Genomic DNA, 11283 nt, shown 5'->3' on the forward strand with positions numbered 1-11283 from the left:
GCCGAATCCAGAAGCCAAGGATGGCAAGCTCTAAAATACATCCCTGTATTCTGGATCTCGGCAATCCCTGCCGAGATGACGGCTTAGTTTAACGGCATTGGGTCTTGGGTCGGGAAGTGATTTGGGGCCAAATCCTAAGCGCATTTGAATCATTTTGCCTGGCTTCTCAGTGCAGGTGGCCTGCACTTGAAGACGGCGATTCAAAGACGAAATTTCATACGGCACCGGTTGGAAAGACGGAGGGTATGTGTTAATCGAACGACATTATTTGGAATGTTCCACCGATGATGCGCTATTGCTGGAAGGAGCAACTTCTCTGGCGGAGGTGTTGCAACGGCGCGCGGCAAGTCATCCTCACCGGATCGCGTACACGTTTTTGGAATACGGAGTCTCGGGCCGGGACTCGTTGACCTATGGCGAACTGAATACAAAAGCCAGGCAATTGGCGGCAACGTTGCAGCAGAGGGGCATGCAAGGCGAGCGGGCCTTATTGCTCTATCCGTCCGGCCTGGATTATATCGTAGCCTTTTTTGCCTGTCTTTACGCCGGGGCGATCGCCGTTCCCGCCTATCCGCCCGGCAATAACCGGCATATGCCCAGGTTACAGGCCATCTTGGATGATAGCAAAGCGAAAATCATTCTGACCGTCCGGCAAGTTGCCGACAATATTCGCTGCTTCCCCGACGCAACGGGGTATCTGTTAGGCAAACACTGGCTACAAACGGATGCCCTTGAACCCATTGATGGCGCGAGTTCATGGCAACCCCCTAAATTGCAAGCCAGGGATTTAGCTTTTCTGCAATACACCTCCGGCTCTACCGGTGACGCCAAGGGCGTGATGATCAGCCACGGCAACTTGATGGCAAACCAGCAGTTGATCAAGTGCCGGTTTGGCCATGACGAACGCTCGACCGTAGTCGGTTGGCTGCCGCTTTATCACGACATGGGCCTGATCGGTAATGTGATGCAGCCCTTGTATTGCGGAGCGAGTGCGATTTTGATGGCGCCGATGGCGTTTTTGGAAAAACCGCTGCGCTGGCTGCAAGCCATCAGCGATTACCGTGCACATACCAGTGGCGGTCCTAATTTTGCTTACGATTTGTGCGTCCGGAAAATCGGCCGCGATGAATTGGCCGGGATCGATCTCAGCAGTTGGCAACTGGCCTTCAACGGCGCCGAACCCATCAATTCGCTGACTTTGCAGCGATTCGGCGAAGCATTCATGGAATGCGGGTTCCAACGGCGTTCGTTCTATCCCTGTTATGGGCTGGCCGAAGCAACGTTATTGGCGACTGGCGGCGCTAAACAATCCTTTCCAAGAATTGCCGCGTTCGATAAAACCGCCTTGGAGCAGCGCAGAGTCCATCCGAGCGGTGACAATCCATTCAATGCCAGAAGCCTTATAGGTTGCGGCGCGATCGATATCGATGGCGGGCAAGACTTGCGTATTGTCGATCCTGATAGCGCTGCGTGTTGTGCGGAGGGCCGAATCGGAGAGATTTGGCTGAGCGGTCCCAGCATCGCCCAGGGCTATTGGCAGAATCCCGAAATGAGCGGCAAAGCTTTCGTCAAAGATGCCGAAGGCCAACCCTGGCTGCGCACCGGCGATTTGGGATTTATCGACGGTGGAGAATTGTTCGTTTCCGGGCGCTTGAAAGACTTGATCATTATTCGCGGCCGCAATTATTACCCGCACGATCTCGAGCATGCCGTCGAAGCGGCAACCGATGCGCTGAATCCTGCATCGACAGTGGCGTTTTCGGTTGATGAAGGCGGCGGCGAAAAGTTGATCGTGTTGGCCGAATTAAAACGTAATCGGGTTAGACAAGGCGATTACCGTAGCGAATTCTCGGCGATTCGTGCCCGATTGACCGAAGAATGCGGTATCCAAGCCGACCGTATCCTGTTCCTCAAACCCGGCGCCGTTTTAAAAACCAGCAGCGGAAAGCTTCGCCGGAATGCCTGCCGGGCGCTTTTTATCCAACAGGGTTTTGAATTGATCGCCAGCGACAACCTGCAAGCGGCGGGCGAGCCACGGCCTTTAGCGAATGTCGATGCGGGCGCCGCCGAACGCCGCTTATTGCGCCAGGCTTTGCTGGCGATGGATAGCGTCAATGCCGCCGATTTATTGGCGGAACATCTTGTGCTGAAAGCCTCGGCATTATCAGGCTTGCCTGCCGGCGCTGCCGAATCACACCATACGCTATCGCAACTGGGCGTGGATTCGTTGAAAGCCGTGGAAATGAAATATTTCATCGACGCGTTGCTGGATGTCGATATGCCGGTCTCCGGCTTACTCGGCGGCTCGACCTTATCCGATTGCGCCGCAACGGCGCTGAGTCTGGCCAAGCATACCGCCAACGCACCCGTTCCCCTTGCCGATACCGGTATAGGGAAGGCTTTGGATTTCGCTGTGTCATACAACCAACAGGCGTTGTGGACACGCGCGCAATTAGGGCAGGGCAAAGCTTTGCACATGCCGGTTGCATTGCAAATCAGGGGCGAATTGAACTGGGATGTGCTAGGCCGTGCGCTGATTGAGTTACGTCGGCGTCATGCGCAACTGCGTGTCGGGTTTAAACTGGGCGCCGACCGGCATCCGGTTTGCCTGCCTCTTGACCCACCGGAGCCGCGGCTGGAACGGGTTGATTGTTGCGACCGCTCGCAGCAAATGAAGACGCTGCAGATTTTCGTCAACCAGCCGTTTGACCTGGAACACGGACCGCTGCTGAGATGCGGCGTATTCCGTTGTACCGGTGCCGATCCTGTTCTGGCGTTTTGTGCGCATCATTTGATCGTCGATTTTCGTTCGCTGCAAGTATTGCTGGCCGAGTTGCAAACACTCTATATCGCTCAATGTACCGGTCAAGCGCCTCAACTGCCATCCTCCGCTTCAATCTACTCGGATTATGTCGCATGGCAGCAACATTATCTGGAAAGCGCTGCTGCCGAACAAGACCTGAGCTATTGGCGCCGGCAATTGGCCGGCGAGATACCCAGGTTGGAACTGCCGGGCGAACGTCCATCCGCGGGGGCATCGTCAGACCGGAGCGCCGCGGAAACGTTGCTCATCTCGCCGGAAACGTTGGATAAGCTCAAACGCTTAACCGTCGCCCATCACACCACGCTGTACACGTTGTTATTAACCATCTTCAAGACCCTGCTGTACCGCTACAGCGGTCAAACCGACCTGATCGTCGGCAGTCCGACTTTAGGGCGGCCCAAACGTGAATTTGCCGATTCCGTGGGTTATTTCGTCAATCCGGTCGCCTTGCGCAGCCGGCCTCAGGGCGAACAGCCGTTTTGCGATTATTTGGCGCAGGTCAACACCGCCGTGTTGGAGGCGCTCGATCATCAGCATTATCCGTATGCTTTATTGGTGGAGAAGGTGTTGCCCCGCACGGGCAACGACATGGCGCCGTTTCGGGCCTGGTTTGTGCTGCAGTCCGCGGACCATCCCTTGGCGGCAGCGCTGGCCTTGGGACAATCCGGCGCCGCCGGCCGATGGGCCAATGCCGCTGTCGAAACGGTTGCCTTGCCGGAAAGATCGGAAGAATTCGATTTGGCCCTGCTGTGCGCGGAAACCTGCCAGGGATTGACGGCCGTGTTCAGCTACCGTTGCGACGTCATCAGCCAATTGTCGGTACGGCGCATGCTGGGACATTTTCAATGCCTGCTGAACGGTATAGTGGCGGACCCCGCTGCCCGGTTGAGCCAATTACCGTTTCTGAGCGTACCTGAAAAACGGCAACTGGCGGACTGGAATGCCACGGCTATGCATTATCCGGCGCAGCGCAACATCGTTGACCTGTTTGAAGCGGTTGCGGACCGCCAGCCCCAGGCAACGGCGCTGGTGTTCGGAGAGCTGCGGCTTTCTTATGCCGAGTTAAACGAACGGGCCAACCGGCTGGCGCATTATCTGATCGCGCAGGGCGTCGGTCCGGAGCGCCGCGTCGCGTTAAGCACGCCCCGTGGCCCCGCCTTATTGATCGGTATGCTGGCCATTTTGAAAGCGGGCGCCATGTATGTGCCCATTGACCCAAGCTATCCTCGGGAACGGCAAGCGTATTTGTTTCAGGATGCCGGGACCGGCTGGCTGTTGACGGTGCTGTCCCTGGCACCGGTTCCGGATTGCGGCCACGCGGTGAAAATCTGCGTCGACGAACCGCATGAGTTCAGCGCATACAGTGTGGCTAACCCGGCCGTTGAGCGTTTTCCGGCATCCGCCGCCTATCTGATTTATACCTCCGGCTCGACCGGCCATCCCAAAGGCGTGGTGGTCAGCCATGCCAATTTGTTGCATTCCACATTGGCGAGAAGCGCTTACTACCGTGAACCGATGGGGTGTTACCTGTTATTGCCGTCGTTCGCCTTCGACAGCTCGGTGGCGGGTATTTTTTGGAGTTTAAGCCAAGGCGCCGCCTTGTGTTTGCCCGACGACAACCTGCTGAAAGAACCGCTGGGGCTCGGTGCCTTGATCGAGCGTAACCGGGTCACCCACCTGTTAACCTTGCCGTCGCTGTATCAACTCTTGCTGGAGCATGTGCCCAGCGCCGCGTTGCGAAGCCTGGGCACCGCCATCGTCGCCGGAGAAGCCTGTCCGGGCACTTTGGCCGAACTGCACCATTCACGCTTGCCGGCCGTCGGGTTATTCAACGAATACGGTCCGACCGAAGCCACCGTCTGGTGCAGCGTTTATCGCGTTCAACCGGCGGATTGCGATGCCACGCTGCCAATAGGTGCCCCCATTGCCAATATGCGCATTCACCTCGTCGATGCGGCGATGCAGCCCGTTGCAGTGGGGGTGGCGGGAGAGTTGCTGGTTGGCGGCGACGGTATTAGCCGAGGCTATCTCGGCCAACCCGCTTTGACGGCTGAACGTTTTGTGCCGGATCCGTTCGTTCGCAACGGCGGACGTTTGTATCGAACCGGCGACAGGGCGAGGTATCGCGCAGACGGAAACATTGAATTCCTGGGACGTTTCGATCGGCAAGTCAAAATCAGAGGCTACCGCATTGAACTCGGTGAAATCGAAGCCTGCTTGCTGCGCCATTCTGCGGTATCTGCGGCGGCCGTCACCGTGCGGGAAGATGTGCCCGGCATAAAGCGTCTGGTCGCCTATTGGAGCGGAGATGCTTCGGTTCAGGATGCGCTGAAGTCTTGGGTTAAGGAGAGCTTGCCCGACTACATGCAGCCCTCGGCATGGCTATGGCTTCAGTCCATGCCGTTGAATGCCAATGGCAAGCTGGATCGTAAGGCGCTGCCAATGCCGGAAATCCGGGCCGGCGGTCAGGACGGTTTTGTCGCCCCGCGCGACGAGGCCGAGGAAGCGGTGGCGTCCATCTGGCGTGAAGTCCTGGGTATCGATCGGTTGAGCATTCACGACGACTTTTTCGAACTGGGGGGGCATTCATTGGCGGGCGTCCAGGTGATGGCAAAAATACAGGAAATGTTCGCGATCGATCTGCCGGTCAATGTGTTGTTCGAAGCGGCGACGCTAGCCGAATTCGTCGATCGCATGGCTGAGTATCGGAGCGAGGAATGATGCCGGATTGCCTGGGTTTTTGGGGCGAATCCGTTCGTTTCCCACGGCTCGATAACAAATCAATGAACAGGAAACGGAAACCATGAACGACAGAACCCTATACCGGCTTGCCGATTCCACTGCCGCAGAAGCGCTGGTCGATCACTGGGTTGCCTGGCCGCACACTTTTTCGCCGGTGCCCTACAGTCTGCATATGCTGAATTATCAGAAGAAGAATCTGACTTCGTATCTGCAAAATCCCGCTATCCATCTTAAATCCAGCGCCAATCCGAAATTGCTGGGCGGGCCGTTCGTCAACGTACCGGTCGACCGAGCGGCCGACATCGCGCAAATGCTGGAGCGCATGGGAGGCGAGCATGCCGAAAGCCTGCGGATGGCCGAAGACCTGATCGCTTTTCAGAATTTGCTGGATTGCGAGGCGATCGGGCAAAGCCTGGAAGCTTATTATCCCCAATTACCTCGGTCTTTACGCGGTTACGTCGAATTGCTCTACGACTATAACAACCGACCGATTGTCCGCTGTATCGAGAGCCTTTTTTATAAAAGCCGGCATTACAAAAAACATTTGCAGTCGTTACGGCTATTCACTCAGACCCATGACCGGGCTCGGGCATATTACATGAGTACGCCGCGCCTGCCGAACGGCGAGAGTATCTCCTGGCAGATTCCGTTTGCCGAAGCCGCTGTCGACGAATTGTTCAAGCTGGATAGCCGGCCGCAATCCCTGGGCTATATCCGGGAAGTGCTGGGCCTGAATGCCGGCGACGAAGGCAGGCTGATCCGTTTATTGACCGACCGAGCGCCTCATGCCGGTGAAGCCTGGCAAGGCTCGGACGTGAGAATCCGTTATTTGGGCCATGCGGGCGTTTTGGTCGAAACGGCCGGCATAACCGTGCTGATCGATCCCTTCATCGCCGTCAAACCCAGCCAGGGCGGAATAGAGCGCTACAGTTTTCAGGATTTGCCGGCGCATATCGATTATGTGCTGATTACCCATGTCCATCACGACCATTATGTATTCGAAACCCTGTTACGGTTACGGCATAAAATCGGTTATCTGGTAGTACCCAAAAGTTCCGGCATTTTCTATGCCGATATTTCGATGAAACTGTTGGCCAGGGAATTGGGTTTTCGTCAGGTCGTTGAAGTCGATCCGTTAGACAGTATCCCGTTGACGGGCGGCGAAATCGTCGCGGTCCCTTTTCTGGGCGAACACAATGATTTGCCGTTTGCAAAAAGCGCCTATCTGGTTCGCGCCGGAAACCGGAAAGTGTTATTCGCCGCCGATTCGAACTGCCTGGACGAACAGATGTACCGGAATCTATGCGCCGAATACGGATCCATCGACACCGTGTTTTTGGGCATGGAATGCATCGGCGCGCCGCTCTCCTGGGTTTACGGCGCTTTGTTGCCCAAGCTGCCGGATCACAAACACTGCCAGGCCCGCCGCTCGAACGGCAGCAATGCCGAAGGCGCATTGCGGCTGCTGGATGCCGTCGGCGCCAGCCGCGTCTACGTCTATGCCATCGGCCGCGAGCCGTGGCTGCAATATTTCATGGCGCTGGAGCCGGAAGACGACGATGCCTATATCCGCGAAATCAACAAAATGCTTGATGTCTGCCGCGAGCGCGGTTTCAGCGATGCCCGGCGCCTATATGGGCGCGACGAAATTTTTCTGCGAAGTGCTGAACGATAAGTAAAGGAATTACAACATCATAACCCATTCAAATGATTCCCTATTAAGGAAACGATCTATGAGCAGACTACAACTGATTGGAGCGGCTAAGACAGGTGACATTCATCGAGTACAAGCCTTGATTGAAAATGGCGAAGAATTGGAGCAAAAAGACGATTATGGCTGGACCGCATTAAATTGGGCTGCGGGCCGCGGCGATACGGAAATAGTGAAGCTATTACTCGAAGCGGGGGCCAATCCAATCAATAGCGGCCGCGATCTCAGAACGCCTTATCAAATTGCCTTGGCGGCTGCGCGAGTGGAAACCGCAACTTTACTGCAAAAGGCGGAACAGGAAAGCGGAATCGTTTCGGAAAAACCTCCAAGGCCCTTTTGCAAGGCCTATCCGGTCAACGCATTCCATGAATTTCCGGACTGGCGGATTGAACAATCATTGTCTGACGATGCCGTGGTCTATTTGCACCAGGATTTTAGCGTTACTGCATCGATGTGGCCCGGAGAGAATGTAGTGTTCGATTCAGGTTCGGAGAATTGGCGAAATTACTGTCGAAACCGGTTAGATTTTCATGTGCCCACAGACTTGGAACTTGCCGCCGATTATAAGTCGAGACGTTAGCGGTCCTAAGTGCGGTAACTGATGCTGTCGATAGCCTGAATGGAGGTAGCTGTATTCAAGGCTATGCACCACTTCACGAGGGAAAATTATGATCGAGACCAAAGCACCGGATAAGCAACAGTCAGTCAGTCGCAAGCAACTGATTGCCAGACTGAAGGAAAACCATATTCCGGCTGATAGCGCTATTACAAAACGAAATAAGGACCAACCGGTTCCCTTATCGTATTCGCAGGAACGCTTGTGGATTATGTCGCAACTGGAACCGGGCAATCCGATTTACAACGTTGCCGGAGCCGTGCAATTCGACGGTTTGCTGAATGTACAAGCCTTGCAACATAGCCTGGACGAAGTGGTCAGGCGTCACGAAATTCTGCGCAGCCTGTTTGTCGCCGAGGGTCAGCAGGTCTTGCCTGACAGCCGGTTGCCGTTGGTGTGTCTGGATTTTACAGACTTTAGCCATGAGAGTGCGATGGATTTATTCCAGCAATGCGCCGACGATTTTGTTCATCGACCGTTTCTACTTACCGGACAGCCGCCGTTACGGGCGCTGCTGGCGGTGTTGAGCGAACAGAGGCATATTCTGTTGTTGGCGCTGCATCACATCGTTTCCGACCGCTGGTCGGTCGGGGTGTTAATGCAAGAAGTCGCCGCGCTGTACGGTGCATACGGCCACGGCAAGCCGTCGTCCTTGCCGGAATTGCCGATCCAGTACGGCGATTTTTGCGTATGGCAACGCCGGCAGCAGGAAAAATGGGCCAAGCATTTGGACTATTGGCGGCAGAAACTGGCCGGCGCGCCGCCGCTGCTGGCGTTGCCTACCGACAGGCCACGGCCACCGGTACTCAGCTACCGGGGTGACATGCACAGTTTCGAGTTTTCTGGCGAGTTGAGCCGGACGCTGAAAGAACTGGGCAAACAATACCGCGCCACATTGTTCATGGTCATGGCCGCCGCTCTCAACGCCTTGTTGTACCGCTATACCGGCAGTAAGGATATCTGCATCGGTTATCCGGTGGCTGGGCGCAGCCAAAGCCAGACGGCGGCTTTGATAGGTTTTTTCGTCAACACGCTGGTGCTGCGTTGCCAAATCGAAGCCGATCTGCCGTTCTCGGAACTGCTGTTGCAACTGCGCGAACAGGCCTTGCAGGATCAGAACCATCAGGCACTTTCTTTCGGTCAATTGCTGGATGCGCTGAATCCGGTTCGCAACACCGGCCATGCGCCGGTGTTCCAGGTGATGCTGGCGGCGCAGAACGTGCCGATGCCGGATTTTCGGATGCGCGATGTGTCGGCAATGCCGCAGGCAATCAACAGCCGTGTCGCCCAATTTGACCTGAGTTTGTTTATTGAGGAGCGCGACGGCAAATTGTTCGGCAGTTTCGAATACAGCGCGGATTTATTCGATACTCGCACCGTCGCCCGGATGGCCGGGCATTTGCAAACAATACTGGCCGGCGCGGCCAGTAACCCCGACTTGCCGGTCGGCCGATTGCCGCTGCTGACGCCAGCGGAAAGCAGACAGTTGCTGGACGATTGGAGCGGCCGGAATAACCAAGCCAGTTATGCCGACAGTTTGTTGATACACCGGCTCATTGAAGCCCAGGCGCGAACGGCGCCGGATAAATCGGCGCTGGTATTTGCCGGCCAAAAGCTTAGCTACGGCGAGCTTGACCGCCGCGCCCAGCAATGGGCCGAACGGCTGTCGGCATCGGGCGTGGGGCCGGAATGCAGGGTCGGCGTTTGTGCCGAACGTTCGCTGGAACTGATCGTCGGTTTGCTGGCCGTGCTCAAAGCCGGCGGCGCTTATGTGCCGTTGGACCCGAGTTACCCCAAAGAGCGCCTGGACGCCATACTGGACGATGCCGGCATCGGCGTATTGCTGACGCAAACCGTTTTGGACGGTAGCTTTAAGCGCCGCGACATGCAAGTGCATTGTCTGGACCAAGAGCCGGCACTCGACTCGGCCGCGCCCGTTTTGTCACACCCGGCAGCGCCGGACAATACCGCTTACATTATCTATACCTCGGGTTCGACCGGCAATCCTAAAGGCGTGGCGGTCAGCCACCGCAATTTGCTGCATTCGACGTTGGCCAGGGCAAATTATTACCGCGAATCGCCCGAATGCTTTCTATTGTTGTCCTCGTTTGCGTTCGACAGCTCCGTGGCCGGGATATTCTGGACCTTAAGCCAGGGCGGTTGCCTATGCTTGCCGAAACAAGACGAGTTGACGGATACGGCCGCCTTGACCGGTTTGATTAGCCGGCACCGGGTCAGCCATTTACTGGCGTTGCCTTCGTTTTACGCGGCCATTGCCGACGACAGGCTTCCGGACCGGCTACGCACGCTGCAATCGGTTATCGTCGCAGGCGAGGCCTGTTCCGGCGAGATTGCGGCCGGGCACCACAGAAAATTGCCGAAGGTCCGGTTCTATAACGAATACGGCCCGACAGAGGGCACGGTTTGGAGCAGCGTTTATCGGAGCGACGAAAACGCCGACGACATGACGCTACCTATCGGCCGGCCCGTCGACAGCGCAAGCATTTATATTCTGGACCGGCAGCTCCAGCCGGTGCCGGCCGGGGTCGGCGGCGAGTTATGCGTAGGCGGGGCCGGCGTGGCTAGAGGTTATTTGAACCGGCCGGCGTTGACGGCGGAAAAATTCATTCCTAGCCCGTTCAGCGCGGATGGCGCAAGGCTTTATAAAACCGGCGATTTGGCGCGTTTTCGCGCCGATGGCGAGATTGAGTTTTTAGGCCGCATCGACAACCAAATCAAGATTCGCGGTTACCGGGTCGAGCTGGGCGAAATCGAAGAGCGATTGCAGTTGCATCCAACCATTCAAGAATCAGTGGTGCTGGCAAAAGAAGACGCGTCCGGCCATAAAAAACTGTTGGCTTACCTGGTCGCCAGCCCATCAGCTACGGTGCCGGAAAGCTCGGCGTTGCAGGCTTTCCTCAAACGGACGCTGCCGGATTATATGCTGCCGTCGAATTACGTGGTTTTGGATCAATTGCCGTTAATGCCCAACGGCAAACGCGACCGGCTGGCATTGCTGGCTATCGCGGAACCGGCGTTGCCGGAACGGAAACTGAAGCCGGCGTCGAACTGGATAGAGGCCGAGCTGGCGGGTATTTGGCGCGAGGTCTTGGGGCTAGAGGCCGTCGGCGTCGATGCAGATTTTTTCGAGCAGGGCGGGCATTCCTTGGCCGCGATCCAGGTCAAGTCGCGCATTCAGAGCGTGTTCGATATCGAGCTGCCGGCGAAAGCGTTATTCGAATTACCGACCGTCGAATTGCAGGCCGCCGAGTTGGCCCGGTTGCAAATCCAACAGCATGACGACCGCGATCTGGAAGAGTTGCTTGCCGAAATCGAACAGCTACCCGACGACGAAGCCGATTATTTGCTTGCTAACGAGATTTAAAGCGT

4 protein-coding genes are annotated in these 11283 nt (G+C 56.4%); all 4 read left to right on the forward strand.

Annotation, left to right across the window (positions count from 1 at the left end; genetic code table 11):
- The first annotated feature begins 247 nt into the window (after positions 1 to 247).
- The 4 genes from JJL52_RS11495 to JJL52_RS11510 all read left to right on the forward strand — a co-directional run bounded on the left by JJL52_RS11495 (position 248) and on the right by JJL52_RS11510 (position 11278).
- Positions 248 to 5545: a non-ribosomal peptide synthetase gene (locus tag JJL52_RS11495; RefSeq protein WP_202052559.1), complete on the forward strand. Its 5298-nt coding sequence runs from the start codon at positions 248 to 250 to the stop codon at positions 5543 to 5545.
- An 82-nt stretch (positions 5546 to 5627) separates the two neighbouring features.
- Positions 5628 to 7241 (forward strand): MBL fold metallo-hydrolase, encoded by a 1614-nt coding sequence (locus JJL52_RS11500; protein WP_202052560.1) that lies wholly within the window; start codon positions 5628 to 5630, stop codon positions 7239 to 7241.
- 58 nt (positions 7242 to 7299) lie between these two features.
- Positions 7300 to 7857 carry an ankyrin repeat domain-containing protein gene (locus JJL52_RS11505; protein WP_202052561.1) on the forward strand — a complete coding sequence of 186 codons (558 nt, stop codon included), beginning with the start codon at positions 7300 to 7302 and terminating at the stop codon, positions 7855 to 7857.
- Between the two features lie 88 nt (positions 7858 to 7945).
- Positions 7946 to 11278 (forward strand): non-ribosomal peptide synthetase, encoded by a 3333-nt coding sequence (locus tag JJL52_RS11510; RefSeq protein WP_202052562.1) that lies wholly within the window; start codon positions 7946 to 7948, stop codon positions 11276 to 11278.
- Positions 11279 to 11283: the final 5 nt, after the last annotated feature.

The organism is Candidatus Methylomicrobium oryzae (assembly GCF_016745425.1).
GTDB classification, from domain to species: Bacteria; Pseudomonadota; Gammaproteobacteria; order Methylococcales; family Methylomonadaceae; genus Methylomicrobium; species Methylomicrobium oryzae.

Coding starts and splice junctions, on each gene's coding strand:
- JJL52_RS11505 (WP_202052561.1), top strand. CDS start 7,300: ATGAGCAGACTACAACTGATTGGAGCGGCTAAGACAGGTGACATTCAT.
- JJL52_RS11510 (WP_202052562.1), top strand. CDS start 7,946: ATGATCGAGACCAAAGCACCGGATAAGCAACAGTCAGTCAGTCGCAAG.
- JJL52_RS11500 (WP_202052560.1), top strand. CDS start 5,628: ATGAACGACAGAACCCTATACCGGCTTGCCGATTCCACTGCCGCAGAA.